This window comes from Streptomyces sp. NBC_00299 (assembly GCF_036173045.1).
Taxonomy (GTDB): domain Bacteria; phylum Actinomycetota; class Actinomycetes; order Streptomycetales; family Streptomycetaceae; genus Streptomyces; species Streptomyces machairae.
The window spans coordinates 5,070,286-5,085,000 of the sequence record NZ_CP108039.1 but is presented as its reverse complement, the minus strand read 5'-3'; the positions used below and the strand labels follow the sequence as shown (position 1 = coordinate 5,085,000).

Annotated in this window: 8 protein-coding genes (1 of these 8 only partly in view); 3 read left to right on the top strand and 5 right to left on the bottom strand. The window is 72.2% G+C overall.

Annotated features, from left to right (window positions below):
• Positions 1-323 carry the 5' portion of a MarR family winged helix-turn-helix transcriptional regulator gene (locus tag OHT51_RS22480; RefSeq protein WP_328880715.1) on the bottom strand. 226 nt of this gene lie to the left of the window's left edge, so 323 of the gene's 549 nt are visible here — the first part of the coding sequence; its start codon is at positions 321-323; the stop codon falls past the left edge of the window.
• Between the two features lie 130 nt (positions 324-453).
• On the opposite strand from OHT51_RS22480, the gene OHT51_RS22475 reads away from it, so the two are divergent.
• Positions 454-1,734: an MFS transporter gene (locus OHT51_RS22475; RefSeq protein WP_328884401.1), complete on the top strand. Its 1,281-nt coding sequence runs from the start codon at positions 454-456 to the stop codon at positions 1,732-1,734.
• Positions 1,735-1,883: 149 nt separating this feature from the next.
• Here OHT51_RS22475 and OHT51_RS22470 read toward each other — a convergent pair whose 3' ends face one another.
• Complete coding sequence (locus OHT51_RS22470) at positions 1,884-3,554, bottom strand: ATP-binding SpoIIE family protein phosphatase (protein ID WP_328880714.1); 1,671 nt, start codon at positions 3,552-3,554, stop codon at positions 1,884-1,886.
• 194 nt (positions 3,555-3,748) lie between these two features.
• On the bottom strand, positions 3,749-5,128 hold the full coding sequence (locus OHT51_RS22465; RefSeq protein ID WP_328880713.1) for an NAD(P)/FAD-dependent oxidoreductase: 1,380 nt from the start codon (positions 5,126-5,128) through the stop codon (positions 3,749-3,751).
• A 383-nt stretch (positions 5,129-5,511) separates the two neighbouring features.
• Here OHT51_RS22465 and OHT51_RS22460 point away from each other — a divergent pair, with 383 nt between their 5' ends.
• Positions 5,512-6,291 (top strand): TetR/AcrR family transcriptional regulator, encoded by a 780-nt coding sequence (locus OHT51_RS22460; protein ID WP_328880712.1) that lies wholly within the window; start codon positions 5,512-5,514, stop codon positions 6,289-6,291.
• 370 nt (positions 6,292-6,661) lie between these two features.
• The gene (locus OHT51_RS22455) at positions 6,662-8,614 is read left to right on the top strand and encodes a sigma-70 family RNA polymerase sigma factor (protein WP_328880711.1); all 1,953 of its coding nucleotides are present in this window, start codon (positions 6,662-6,664) and stop codon (positions 8,612-8,614) included.
• A 30-nt stretch (positions 8,615-8,644) separates the two neighbouring features.
• On the opposite strand, the gene OHT51_RS22450 is transcribed toward OHT51_RS22455, so the two are convergent.
• Entirely contained in the window at positions 8,645-12,073 is a 3,429-nt protein-coding gene (locus OHT51_RS22450) for a BTAD domain-containing putative transcriptional regulator (RefSeq protein ID WP_328880710.1), read from the bottom strand.
• Between the two features lie 177 nt (positions 12,074-12,250).
• Positions 12,251-14,374 carry an asparagine synthase-related protein gene (locus OHT51_RS22445; protein ID WP_328880709.1) on the bottom strand — a complete coding sequence of 708 codons (2,124 nt, stop codon included), beginning with the start codon at positions 14,372-14,374 and terminating at the stop codon, positions 12,251-12,253.
• Between the last annotated feature and the right edge of the window lie 341 nt (positions 14,375-14,715).

Genomic DNA, 14,715 nt, shown 5'->3' with positions numbered 1-14,715 from the left:
CGGGTGACCAGACCCTCGGCGACCATGCGATCGATGCGGTGGGTCATGGCGGCCGGGGTGAGGCCGAGGCCCTTGGCGAGGTCGCTGGGGCCCATGCAGTAGGGGGCGCCGGAGAGGACGAGGGCCTTGAGGACCTCCCACTCCGCGTTGCTGATGCCGAGGGCGGCGGTCTGGCGGCCATAGGCGACGTTCATGCGGCGGTTCAGACGGGACAGCGCCGAGACGACCTTCTCCACCTGCGGGTCGAGGCCCTGGAACTCGCGCTGGTAGGCGGCGATCTGTTCTTCGAGTGTCGGTTCGCTGATGTCCGGGGTGTCGCCCATGGGCCGAGTATGGCACGGGCTCGCTTGGCGTTGAAGTCCTTCGGTGTGTAGAGTTTAGCTTCGAAGTTTAGGTTCGAAGTCTTCAGATCTGCATCTGAGAGATACGAGAGAGGTGAACGTGACCAGGGCGATGGGCGCAGCGATGCGCCGGATCCACGTGGGCAACGCACTCAGCGCATTCGGGCTCGGTTTCACCGTCCCCTACCTGTACGTCTATGTGGCGCAGGTGCGGGGACTGGGTGCCATGACGGCGGGGCTGGTCCTCGCCGTCTTCGCCGTCGCCGCGCTGGTCGTGCTGCCGTTCGCCGGGCGGGCGATCGTCCGGCGCGGCCCAATGCCGGTGTTGGTCGCCGCCCTGGTCACCGCTGCGCTCGGGGCGCTGAGCCTGGGGCTCGCGGGGAGCGCCGTATCCGTATTGCTGTCGGCGGCCGCACTGGGTGCGGGACAGGCCGTGATGCAGCCTGCGCTCGCGACGATGATCGTCGACTGCTCCACCGCGGAGACCCGGTCCCGGGCGTTCGCGATGCAGTTCTTCCTGCAGAACCTGGGGCTGGGGGTCGGCGGGCTCATCGGTGGGCACCTCGTCGACGCTTCGAGTGTCTCGTCCTTCACTCTGCTGTTCTCGATCGAGGCGGCGATGTTCCTGCTGCTCGTCGTGGTGATGGTGACGGTGCGGATGCCGCGGGCGCCGCGGATCGAGGGGGCGCCGGGGGCCGGGGCGGGCAAGGGGAGCTGGAAGCAGTTGCTCCAGAACCGGGCCATGGTGCAGCTGTCTGTGCTGGGCTTCGTGCTGTTCTTCGCCTGCTACGGGCAGTTCGAGTCGGGGCTCAGTGCGTACGGGGTCGAGGCGGCCGGGGTTTCCACGTCGGCGCTCGGGACCGCGCTTGCGGCCAACACCGCCATGATCGTGGTGGCTCAGTTCGTCGTGCTGAAGTTCGTCGAGCGGCGGCGGCGGTCGCGGGTGATTGCGGCGGTCGGGCTCATCTGGGCCGTCGCGTGGCTCGCGGCGGGGTATGCCGGGCTGGGGCACGGGAGCCAGGAGATGGCTACGGCTGCCTTCATCTCTACGTATGCGTTGTTCGGGCTGGGTGAGGCGATGTTGTCGCCGACCGTTGCTCCGCTGGTGGCTGATCTGGCGCCGGAGGGGATGGCTGGGCAGTACAACTCGGCGTTTGCGCTGGTCAAGCAGCTTGCGTTGGCTGTGGGGCCGGCTGTGGGCGGGCCGATGGGGGCGTCGCTGCATGGGCCGTATGTCGTGACGTTTCTGTTGTTCTCTTTGGGGATCACCTATCTCGCTGTGCGGTTGGGGCGGGAGCTGAGTGCGGTGCAGGATCGGCCGTGGGTGGGGAAGAGTCGGGTGGTGGCGCAGGGGGCAGCGTCGGCTGCGGAGCAGGCTCCGGCGCGCGCTTGAGGGTTTCGCCCCCGCTGCCCCTACCCGTCCCGTACCTGGGGGCTGCCGCCCCCAGACCCCCGCTGTCGGCCCTGAACGGGCCTCATCCTCAAACGCCCCCAGAGGGGGCACCCCCAGACGGGCTGGAATGCCTGGACCGGCTCTAGGGCTCAGGGTCTCTGTGTGTCCAAGGCCGTCTTCGGCAGTACGAACTCGCACCACACCGCCTTGCCGCCGCCCGGTGTCCGTCGTGAGCCCCAGCCGGAGGCGATCGTTGCGACGATGGCGATTCCTCGGCCCGATTCGTCGGCCGGCTCTGCTCGGCGGCGTCTGGGGAGGTGGTCGTCGCCGTCCGTCACCTCGATGATCAGGCGGCGGTCGGTGCGGCGGAGGCGGAGGCGCATGGGCGGGGTGCCGTGCTGGAGGGAGTTGGCGACGAGTTCGCTGGCCGCCAGGACGCCCAGGTCGTGGAGGTCGGGCGGGAAGCGCCAGCTGGTCAGGACGCCGGAGGCGAAAGCACGCGCGCGGGGGGCCGCTTCGATGCCGCCGAGGAGTTCCAGGGCGGCGTTGCGGAAGAGGTCGCCGTCGGGGCCCGTGCGGGCCGGGTGCTGGAGGACCAGGACCGCCACGTCGTCGTCGTGGTCCGCTGTGACGCCTGCGCTTCGGACGAGGCGGTCGCAGACAACTTGGGGGGTGCCCGTCGCGCCGGCCAGGGCGCGTTCCAGGGAGGCGATTCCCTCGTCGAGGTCCTCGTCCCGGCGTTCCACCAGGCCGTCGGTGTAGAGGACCGCGGTCGAGCCCGGGCTCAGGGGGATCGAGCCGGACGCGTGCATCCAGCCGCCCGTGCCGAGGGGCGGGCCGGTGGGTTCGTCGGCGCGTTGGACTGCGCCGTTCTCGTCCCGGACGAGGATGGGGAGGTGGCCGGCCGACGCGTAGATCAGGCGGCCCTCGTTCGGGTCGTGGATGGCGTAGACGCAGGTGGCGATCTGGTTGGCGTCGATTTCCGTTGCCAGGCCGTCCAGGAGCTGGAGCACCTCGTGCGGGGGGAGGTCCAGGCGGGCGTAGGCCCTCACCGCCGTACGGAGTTGGCCCATCACCGCTGCTGCACGGACTCCTCTGCCCATGACGTCGCCGATGACCAGGGCCGTGCGGCCGCCGCCGAGGGTGATCACGTCGTACCAGTCGCCGCCCACCGCGGCCTCGGTGCCGCCCGGGTGGTAGGTGGCGGCGATGCGCAGGTCGTCCGGTTCCTCCAGCTCTTGCGGGAGGAGCGAGCGCTGGAGGGTGACGGCCGTTTCGCGTTGGCGGCGTTCGCTGGCGCGGAGGCGTTCGGCGGCTTCCGCGTGGTCGGTGACGTCGGTGGCGAAGACGAGGACTCCACCGTCTCCCTCGGTCACGGGCGTGCAGGTGAAGGTGTAGGAGCGGCCGTCGGGTGCCTTGCGGGACTTGAGGGTGCGGGGCTTGCCGCTGCGCAGGACCTGGTCGAGGAGCGGGAGCAGGCCCAGTTCGGCGAGCTCGGGGAGGGCCTCGCGGGCCGGTTCGCCCGGGGGGCGTACGCCGAAGGCCGTGGCATAGGTGTCGTTGACGTACGCGAGGCGGTGATCGGGGCCGTGGACGAGGGCGACCAGGGCCGGGACACGGTCCAGGACCTCTCGGACCGGCAGCTCGTCCACGGCGGGGATCGGCCTGGCCTCGTCGGTGAGGTGTTCGGCGCGGGCCGCGGGTACGGCGCCCGGGCCCTCTCCTCGGCGGTCCTGGGCGACCGCCGCCGCGGGTTCGGTCCGCGCTGCGGCGCGGCGCTGCGTTCCGGGGAGCCGGGCGCTCCAGCGCGTGAAGTTCACGAATCCTTGCCTCGTGTCGTCGTCTTCGGCCAGCTCCGGACCCGGCCGGGGGTCTGTGGGGTGACGCCCCGGGGTTGCGGCACAGTGGGGAGAGCCTTGTGGTCGGGATCGGTTCGGGGATCAGTCTGGCAGTGCGGCCGACCTGGCCGACACCCGTCTGACGCCTGCCCGGTCGGTGGAGTTCCTGGGTCCGGTCAGGACGACCCCTTCGGGTCGTCTTCCGGGTTGAGGGGATGCTTTCCACCGGCCGCGAGTTCGAACTCCGCACGGGGATGTTCGAGTGAACCGAGGGAGACGACCTCCCTCTTGAAGAGCCCTGAGAGGGTCCATTCGGCCAGGACTCGGGCCTTGCGGTTGAAGGTCGGAACCCTGCTGAGGTGGTAGACGCGGTGCATGAACCAGGCAGGGTAGCCCTTGAGCTTGCGCCCGTAGACCTGTGCGACACCCTTGTGGAATCCGAGGGAGGCGACCGAACCGGCGTATTTGTGGGCGTAGGTCTCCAGCGGTTCGCCGCGCAAGGTGTGCGCGATGTTGTCGCCGAGCACCTTGGCCTGGCGCAGGGCGTGCTGCGCGTTGGGGGCGCACTCCGTGCCGGGTTCGGCTGCGGTGACGTCGGGGACTGCGGCGGCGTCGCCTGCGGCCCACGCGTGCGTGGTGCCCTCGATCGTCAGCTCGGGGGTGCCCTTCAGCCTGCCGCGCTCATTAAGTGGCAGGTCGGTCGCGGCGAGGATCGGGTGCGGCTTGACGCCGGCCGTCCAGACGACCGTACGGGTCGGGAAGCGGGCGCCGTCGCTGAGGACGGCGACGCGGTCCGCGCAGGACTCCAGGCGGGTGTGCAGGCGTACGTCGATGTTGCGGCGGCGCAGTTCGGTGACGGTGTAGCGGCCCATGTCCTCGCCGACCTCGGGCAGGATGCGGTCCGAGGCCTCGACGAGGATCCACTTCATGTCCTCGGGGCTGACGTTGTGGTAGTAGCGCGTGGCGTAGCGGGCCATGTCCTCGAGTTCGCCGAGCGCCTCGACGCCGGCGTAGCCGCCGCCGACGAAGACGAAGGTGAGGGCCGCGTCGCGGATTGCGGGGTCGCGGGTGGAGGAGGCGATGTCCATCTGCTCGATGACGTGGTTGCGCAGGCCGATGGCCTCTTCGACGGTCTTGAAGCCGATGGCGTGATCGGCGAGACCGGGGATGGGGAGGGTGCGCGCGATGGAGCCGGGGGCGAGGACGAGCTCGTCGTAGGAGAGCTGTTCGCTGCCCGTGCCCTCCTCCTCGGAGGCGAGGGTGGTGAGGGTCGCGGTGCGTTTGGCGTGGTCGATGGCGGTGGCCTCGCCGATGATGACCCGGCACCGGGGCAGAACGCGGCGCAGCGGTACGACCACATGGCGCGGGGAGATCAAGCCGGCCGCCGCTTCGGGGAGGAATGGCTGATACGTCATGTACGGGTCGGGAGTGACAACCGTGATCTCGGCTTGGCCCCGGCCGAGTTCCGGTTGCAGTCTCCGCTGGAGACGCAGGGCCGTGTACATCCCGACGTAGCCGCCGCCGACAACGAGAATGCGCGCACGTTCCTTCACCATCCCATGACGCACCCGGCGCTTGCGTTTGTCCACAGGCTCGACCATTTGTGTGACCGGAGATCGTCGGCGCCACGATTTGGCCGAATTGCCGGAGTGCGGGGAAGATCCGCAGGTCAGCGGGTGCGTGCCGGGGGATCACAGGTGGCGCAATCGGGACGTAAACGACTCGTACTCCGATCGAGGGGCGCTCCGTGCGGAACCTGCCCCTTCTGAATTGACTCCCTCTCAACTATGTTCGTGTGTCGACGGGGTGTAGGGGGATGCGCTCATCGGGTCCGTGAGTCACACGGAACGGACTCGTTGTCCGGGCTTGTTCCGCGACGCTCCGGCTTTGAAATGACGGGGAGTCTCCGGGGGGAGACGTCATTACCGGGGGATCGCTTATGCATGTTCAGGATTCTCGATGGTCTTCCGCATCCACCATCACACCGGGTGGCGGAGTGGGCGGCACGATGAGCGCGGCTGCGAGCAACGGACGCGGGGACGCGTCCCGTACGACGCCGCTGCGCGTGGACGCACAGCGCAATCTGGAGCACGTGCTGCGTGCGGCGCGTGAGGTCTTCGGCGAGCTGGGGTACGGCGCGCCGATGGAGGACGTGGCGCGACGCGCGCGGGTCGGCGTCGGGACGGTGTACCGGCGCTTCCCGAGCAAGGACGTCCTGGTCCGGCGGATAGCCGAGGAGGAGACCTCCCGGCTGACCGACCAGGCACGCGCGGCGCTCGGTCAGGAGGACGAGCCGTGGTCGGCGCTCTCGCGCTTCCTGCGCACCTCTGTGGCCTCCGGCGCGGGCCGGCTGCTGCCGCCGCAAGTGCTGCGGGTCGGGGTCGCCGAGGACGGTACGTCGCCCGACGAGGCCCGGGTGCCGCAGCAGCGGATGCAGCCGGGCATCGGAGAACTGCGGCTGGTGCCCGAGCATCCTCCGGCGGTTCCGGTCGACCCGGTGGACGACGCGGGCGCTGCGGCGCTGCTCGACGTGGTGGGCCAGCTCGTGGAGCGGGCGCGCGCGGCGGGCGAGCTGCGGGCCGACGTGTCGGTGTCGGACGTCCTGCTGGTGATCGCGACGGCGGCGCCCTCGCTGCCGGATGCGGCGCAGCAGGCGGCGGCCTCGGCGCGGCTGCTGGACATCCTGCTGGAGGGGTTGCGGTCCCGGCCTCAGGCGTGAGTCAGGCCCCAGGCGTGAGTCGGGCCCCAGGCATGAGTCTGGCCCCAGCGTGAGCCGGGCCTCAGGCCTGAGTCGGCCGATGCGGCGACCGTGACCGCGAAGGGTGACTTCGAAGGAGTTACTTCGAAGGGGTGAGCGTTCGAGAGAGGTGTCTGCGAGGCGGGGTGCTGTGCCGCCCTCGCCTCGAACACCACTGTGGTGAGCGCTGGTTGCGTTGCGTCTTCCCCGTAGGGGCGAGGGCCATTGATGCGTCGCGGTAAGTCCCCACGGACGGGTGGATGTCCGTACGCGTGGGTCCTGACCAAAAGCCAATATGGCACCCTGACCCGGTGTCCAGGACTGGTAGAGCTGGCGGCGGGGGCTTTCCGCGATGAGCGTTGACGGGTGGGACGAGTCACGCGGTGACGGTGACTCGGCGACTCCGCAGGTGCCGAATCAGGGCGGACGGGCGGACCTCCCGCCGGGCAGCGACCCCGTGGAGGGGCGTCCACAGGCCCGCGCGGAAGGCAGCGTCCCGGCCCAGCGCGACCGGCGTGAGGACAGCGTGCTGCCTCCGCCGCGCGAGCTGCCGTCCGACCTGCCGGCGCGCGAACTGCCACCGTCGGACGCCGACCTGATCGGTCGGATGCGCTCCGGTGACGACACCGCCTATGAGGAGCTGTACCGGCGCCACGCGGGAGCGGTGCGCCGGTACGCGCGCACGTGCTGTCGCGACGCCCACACCGCGGACGACCTCACCGCCGAGGTGTTCGCCCGCATGCTCCAGGCCGTACGCCGAGGATCCGGCCCCGAACACGCCGTGCGCGCCTATCTGCTCACCTCGATCCGGCGTGCCGCCGCGGACTGGACGAAGTCGGTGCGGCGGGAGCAACTGGTCGACGACTTCGCGGTGTTCGCCGCTCAGTCCACGCGGGTCGCCGAGGTGTCCGACGACGACACGCTCGACCTGGGCGCGGACGTGCGGGCGATGCACGAGGCCGAGCAGTCCATGGCCATGCAGGCCTTCCGGTCGCTGCCGGAGCGCTGGCAGGCCGTGCTGTGGCACACCGAGGTGGAGGACGAGTCGCCGAGCGAGGTCGCCACGCTCTTCGGGCTCGATGCCAACGGCACGCGCGTGCTCGCCAGCCGCGCCCGCGAGGGGCTCAAGCAGGCCTACCTCCAAGCTCACGTCAGCGCCAGCCTCGCCAGCGACGAGGAGTGCGCCCGCCATGCCGACCGGCTCGGCGCCTACGCCCGCGGCAGCCTGCGCACCCGCGCCGAGCGGGGCATGCGCAAGCACCTGGAGGAGTGCGCCAAGTGCCGTCTGGCCGCGGGCCAGATCAAGGAAGTCGCCGGTGGTATCCCGGCCGTCGTGCCGGTCGCGGTCATCGGCTGGTTCGGCGCCGCCGGGTACGCCAAGGCGGCCGGGCTCATCGCCGGTGGCGCAGGGGCGGGTGCGGCCGGCGCGGCTGGGGCTGCCTCCGCGGCGGGCGGCGGTTCGTCCGGCGGGGCGAGTTCCGGGGGCGGTGCTGCGGCCTCCGAAGGACTGGGCGCGCCGGTGAAGGCCGGGATCGCGGCGGGTGTGGTCGCCGTGGGCGTGGTGGCGGCGATCGTGCTCGCGCTCGCCGGCAACGAGACGCCTGCCGACAGGCAGGACGCCAAGCAACCCCCGGTGCCCTCCCCCATCGTCGAGGAGACACCGACGCCCAAGCCGCCGCAGCGGACGGAGCCTTCGGAGAAGGAGCCCGCCCCGCAATCGCCGGCGATCGTCCCGGCCGACCATCCCGAGGCGACCCCGACACCGGCCTCGCCACCCACCCCCACGCCCAGCCCGACGCCCACGCCCTCCCCGACGCCGACTCCGACACCCACACCGACGCCGACACCCACTCCGCCGCCCCCGCCCGCGCCTGTCGACTACCAGTGGAGCGAGCTGTCGTACGACATCACCGGCGACGGCACCGAACCCGAGATGCGGATCGGTGAGAGCAGCTGGGTGTGGCAGCGGCACGGCGTGTCGATCGGCGACGAGCGGTACGCGAACGGCGTCACCGTGCACGGCCGGTCCTCCGTCACCATCGACCTCAACCGGGAGTGCTCCGCCTACACGGCGATGGCAGGCGTCGACGACTCGACTCTGGGGCTGGGCAAGTTCACTTTCTCGGTGTACGCCGACGGCGTCCGGTTGTGGCGGTCCGCAGTGATCGAGGGCGGGGACCCGGCCGTGCCCGTCCATGTGAACCTCGCCGGGCGGGAGACCGTCCGGCTGGTGGTCGAGCCGCACGGCACCTTCGACACCCTGCTGCCGGCGGACTGGGCGGAGTCGAAGTTCAGCTGCGTGTAGGGGCGTTCCGCTGGAGGTTCTGAGCTTGGCTTACGGCGCCTGCTCTGCAGGGAACTGGAGGCCGCGTACGGCCCGGTCGAGGTCGAACAGGACGTCGTCGTGGGTGAGGGCGGCGCCCCGGGTGTACTCGGCGGTGAAGCGGTCAGCGCCCAGGGCGGTGCGGGCGGTGGTCTCGGCCCGCTCGGCGTGCGCGCGCTCGGGCATGAGGCGTGGATTGCCGCGGCGCCAGTGCTCCGAGGCGGCGAGCAGCCGGACCGCGCGCGGGTGGTCACCGAGGCGGGTCAGCAGGTCCGCGGCGGCGTCCGTGAGAGTTTCCGTGATCTGGTTGGCACAGCGCTTCTCCACGGCCAGGCGCAGAGCGTCGACCAGCCGCGGCAGACCATGCTCCGGGCCCGACTCCGCCGTCACCGTCATGGCGTCGACCGCGTTCAGACCCACAACGAACTGGGGCGGTGGTGTGGCGCGCTCGGTTTGCACGCGTGCCGCCTCGCACATCTCGCGCGCACGGGCGGTGTCCTTGTCGTCCAGGGCGATCTGGGCGCGCATCAGCAGGACGAACGCCCGTGAGTCCGCCACGCCGTATCGGTCGGCCACGGCGCCGGCCTCGTCCAGCAACGTCAACGCGGCCGTACGGTCACCCGAGCGGTAGGCGATCTCGGCCAGCCGGGCGATGAGGCCAGGGGTCTCGGTGTACGCACCCACCTCGTGGGCCAGGCGCAGCGCCTCCTCGTACTCGCCCCTGGCCTCCTCGAAGCGACCGCGCACCGTGGCCGTCTCGCCTGCCGCGCTGCACACCTGGGCCCGCATCCAGCGGTCGCCGACCCGTCGGCTGAGGATCCGCAGCGCCGCGAGGTCGTCGTCGACGTAGGCCAGGCCGCCCTGTGAGTCGACGAGCATGTGCGTGCGGAACATCAGGATGCAGCCGACCTCCCAGTCACCGCCGTACGTCCGGCAGTTGGCCAGCGAGGCATCCATGACGGGACGGGTGTTCGCCGTGTCGTCCAGGATGTAGTGGGTCAACGGCCAGACCATGCCCGGGATGCGGGCCGCCTCCGGGCCGCCCCGCGCGAAGTGGGCCTGCACACGCTCGATGTACCGCCTGCGTCGCTCGTCCTGCCAGTGCTCCACCGGTTCGAACTCGATGGCGAGGAACAGATGCAGCATGCGCAGGCTCATCCGTGGCACGTGCCTCGGGTGGTGCGCCTGTTCGACCGGGGCGGTGAGGAGGGCGTCCAGCGGGGCGGCGGTGGGAGTGGTGGGACGGGCAGCGGGCGGGGCGGCTGGAGGGGGAACCGGAGGGGCAGCTGGAGGGGGAACTGGAGGGGTCGTTGGAGGTGCGCCCGGGACTGAGGCGTCCAGGGTCGCGGACAGGCGCAGAATCCGTTCGACCCAGGCCGCGCCCTCGACGCGGTAGTTGCGCAGCCACCAGAACCAGCTCATGGCGAGGGCGATGGCTGTGGCATCCGGTTCGTCGCCTGCTGTGAGGGCGTGGTCGAGGGCCGCGCGGATGTTGTCCAGTTCGGTCTCCAGGCGGGAGACCCACGGGAGTTGACCGGCGGACCGCAGCAGCGGGTCGGCCTTCTGCACGAGGGCGCGCACCCACGCGCGGTGCCGGCGCTCGGCCGCGAGGCGTAGCTCGGGGAGCTCGGCGGCGCGCTCGACTGCGTACTCGTGGATGGTCTCCAGCATGCGGTACCGCATGCCGCCGGAGCCGGCCCGCTCGCACGGGGTGGCCACGATCAGGGACTTGTCGACCAGTGCGCCGATGAGGTCCGCGACCGGGCCGGTGCACACGGCTTCCGCCGCCTCCAGGTCCCAGCCGCCCGCGAAGACGGACACCTCGCGCAGTACCGTCCGCTCCCGCTCGTCGAGCAGCTCCCAGGACCAGTCGACGACGGCGCGCAGGGTCTGCTGGCGGGGCAGGACCGTACGGCTTCCGGAGGTGAGGAGGCGGAAGCGGTCGTCGAGGCGGTCGGCGATCTGGCGGGGACTGAGCAGCCGTAGCCGGGCCGCCGCCAGCTCGATGGCGAGGGGCAGTCCGTCGAGGCGACGGCAGATCTCCGCGACGGCCTCCTGGTCGCGCCGGTCGCGCAGCACGGCCTCGGCGTCGGGGCGGACGGCCGCGGCGCGCTCCGCGAAGAGGCGGTGCGCCTGGTCGGGGAGCAGGGGTTCGATCGGACGGACCAACTCGCCGGGAACGCCCATGGGTTCACGGCTGGTGGCGAGGATCGTGAGGCCCGGGCAGCGGGTGAGGAGGGTCTCGGCGAGGGTGGCGGCTTCGCCGATGACATGTTCGCAGTTGTCAAGGATCAGGAGTTGGCTGCGCGGGGCGCAGTACTCGATCAGCAGGGCGACCGGGTCGTCCTGCTGGGCCGTGAGCTCGTTGGTCATGAGCACGGTCTCGCGCAGCCCGAGCGCGTTGACCACCGCGCCGGGCACCGCCTCCGGCCGGTCGAGCGGGGCGAGCTCGACGAGCCATGCCTGGGGGAGGCCGGCGGCGGCTTCCTCGGCGAGGCGGGTCTTTCCAGAGCCGCCCGGTCCGGTGAGTGTGACCAGTCGGGCCCTGTGCAATTCGGAACGGATGGAGTCGAGTTCGAGTTCCCGGCCCACGAAAGAGGTGAGGCGGGGGCGGAGGTTGCTGGTGCGTTCGGGAGGGCGGATTGGGGGTGGGGGTGGGGGTTGTGGGGAGGCTATGTGGGGGGTGGGTTGCGGCTGGGGGCTCGCCCTCAGTTCAGGAGTCGCCCGCGTCAACAGTTCGGTGTGCAGGGCGCGGAGTTCCGGGCCGGGGTCGGTGCCGAGGCCGTCGGCCAGGGAGCGGCGGGCGGTTTCGTATGCCGCGAGGGCGTCAGCGGGGCGGCCCGTGTCACGCAGGGCGCGGATGAGGAGGGCGTGCAGCGGTTCGTCGTACGGGTGCGCCGCGGTCAGTTCCTTCAGGTCGGGTATCGCGTGCAGGCCCCGGCCCAGTCGCAGGTCCGCCTCGAGACGCGCGCGGGTCGCCTCCACGCGCAGCGCCTCCGTGCGGCTGGCGGCAGTGCCGCGGTCCGGGAGGTCGGCAAGGGCCGGGCCGCGCCACAGGGCGAGGGCGCTGCCGAGGGTCTGGGCGGCGGTGGACGGGTCGCCGTCGGTCAGGGCGGAGGTGCCCTGGTGTACGAGGCGTTCGAAGTCGAAGAGGTCCACGACGTCCTGCGTCGCCGTGAGCCGGTAACCGCCGGGCGCGGAGGTGACGGTGTCCTTGCCGAGGGTGCGGCGCAGGCGGGCGATCAGGGCCTGGAGGGCGGCGGGGGCGTCCTGGGGCGGGTCGTCGGCCCAGACCTCGTCGATCAGGGTGTCGGGGGTGGTTACGCGGCCGGGGCGGAGGGCGAGGGCCGTCAGGAGGGCTCGGAGGCGGGGGCCGCCCACGGGTACGACGGTGCCCTGGTCGTCCTCGGCCTGGGTGACGCCCAGGATTCTGTACCGCACCGGGTCATTGTCCCCGGGGTGGGTGGTGGGGGCGTGGGTTTGGCTTGTGGCGGGTGTCGTGGGTGCGGTGGTCCCTTCGGTGCGCGCGGGTGAGTCCTCGCCCCCCGCCGCCCCTACCCGTCCCGTCCCGTCCTCCAGGGGCTCCGCCACGCGCCCTCGCCCCCCACACCCTCGCCCCTAAACCGGCCGAACTCCCGCCCCCGCCCCCAACGCCCCCCGCTGCGGCTTGATCCCCTCCGGTACCGCCCGTTGCCGGGCCGGTGTTCCCGTCCAGCAGGTGCCTCGGCGGGCCAGCAGGCGGCGTAGCCATAGCTCCAGGGAGACCAGGTCCGCCAGGCCGTCCAGGGGTAGTGGCTCGCCCTCGGCGGCGGCGCGGAGGGCCTTGCGGACCACTCGGGCCTCCACCAGGCCCGCCTGGGCCAGTAGAGGGGTGCCGAACAGGGTCATCAGGGAGTCGGCCGAGACCCGTAGGCCCGTCCTTGCGGCCACGGCCGCCGACGCGTGGGACGGGGCGCCCCAGCCGGGTGGGAGGTCGGCCACTCCGGCGCCCTCCAGGACCGTACGCAGGATCGCTGCGCGGGCGCCGGGCTGGACGCGCAGGGCCTCCGGGAGGGCCCGGCAGGCGCGGACGACCTGGTTGTCGAGGAACGGGGCGTGCAGGCGTTGGAAGCGGATCTCGGCGGCTTGTTCCAGGACGCGCAGGTCGGCCGAGTGGCGGGCCAGTGCCGCACGCGCGCGGTAGTCGCCGGGGCGTTGGCCGGGGCCCACGCCGTTGCGGCTCGTCGCCGCTTGCAGGCGAACCGATACTTCAGCCAGGGCCTCGCCGGTCAGCCAGCGTGCCGCCGGGCCCGGTCTGGCCCAGGTGAGCGCGGCGAGCGATGCCCCTACGGCACCTCCGGGTTCGTCGAAGCGGCGGTCCATCAAACGGGCGGCCAGGGTCTCCACGCCCGTGCGGTACGGCGTGCGGGCGAGCTTGCGCGCCGCGCCGTACACGCGCGCGGGGACCAGCACCGAGCCGTCCGCCTTCGCCAGCGCCGCGACCGGACGGACCAGGTGGCGCCGCTTGCGGTCCATCAGGAGGTCCGCGAGGCGGGCCGGGTGGGCGTCCAGGACCTGGCGGGCGCCGTAGCCGGTGAAGTGGTCGGCGCTGCCGGAGGCGAGGCGCGCGCGGTGCCGCGCGGCCGTCACCAGGCTCGGGCCGGGCTCGTCCGTCAGCGGGCCGTCCAGGTCGGCGTACGGCAGTGTCTCCTCGCCGCCGGCGACCACCACGTGGTGCAGGCGTGGGTTGGCCGCCAGCGTCCCCGCGCGTTCCAGCTCGGCCTCGCGGCCGCCGACCGCGAGGTCGTTGAAGGTGACCGCCAGGAGGCGTTCGCCCGCGCCCGTGCCGTGGCCCAGGACCGTGCCCGGCATGCCGGGCAGGCCGGCGGCCAGCAGCGCCAGGGTGCCTGAGGCCGGGCCGCCGGACAGGTCGGCGCCGATGCCCGGAACCGGCATCCCGCGCGCGGCACGCCGCTCGGCCGGGCCCATCCCCGGTACCGGTCCTGGGTCTATGTCGGCGCCGGGGACGTGGCGGGGCGCGGACAGGCGCGCGCGTACCGCCTCCACCAGGGCGTCGCGCACGGCGTCGACCGCGCTGTCGGGGTCGGCCGTCGGCGCCGCCACCGCCAGCGAGGCGACCTGCTCGTACCCGGCGATCTCGCGCGCCCCGGTGCGCAGGATCAGCGCATGCCCCGGTGGAATGCGCCGCACGCCGTCGTACGGGGTGGAGTCGTGCAGGGCCGCCGGTACGTCCGGGGCGGCCAGCAGCGCGGCGAGGTGTCCGAAGTCGAGGTTGGCCTCGATGAGGTCGGCGAGGGGGAGCGCGGCGGTCGCATAGGCCGTACCGCCGGCCCAGGGGGTGTAGAACACCGGCCGTGCGCCCGCCAGGTCGCCGCACACCATGACCCTGCGGCCGACCTGTACGACGGCCGTGTAGCTGCCGGACCAGGCCGTCAGGTGCCGAAGTGCCCCTCCGCGCGCGGCGAACAGACCGAGGCGCAGCTGTTCGTCACTCGCCCCGCAGGTGCCCAGTACCGCGATCCGAGTCTGTGGGTCGGCCTTCACCACGCGCACCTCGTCGGGACGCCAGTCGCCGACCGCCCACAGGGGATCGGGGTCGCCCCACAGGAGCTGGGATCCGACCGGGTGCACGGTCTCGCCGTCGCTTCCGGTGGCACCCGCGGAACCCATCCCGGTCGCCCCCGCGGAGCCCATCCCGGCGGCCACCGCGGTGGTGCTGCTCCATCCCACCAACCACCGCATCGCCGCCTCCACAGGCTGTGGACAACCAGTGCACCGTACGAACCGGTTCACCATGCTGCCATGAAGGAGGCGCGCCGGAGCGGCGGCGGAGCCGCTCGAGATCGCGGAATTGCGCCCGTAGGGGCGCCCCCGCGCCGCCACGAACGCGCCGGGCCCCAGCCCGAACACCCGGACGGAGCAAGGCGATCGGGCGACTTGGCAGGACGTCCGAGACAACTCCCGGACAACTCCTGCGACGCGAATGCGCCCCCGATACGCTCCCCAAAAACGCCCTTCGCGCCCTCAACTCCCGTGGTCGGAGCGGTAATCACCCGCGAGAGGCGGGGTCGCTTTTCGGCCAA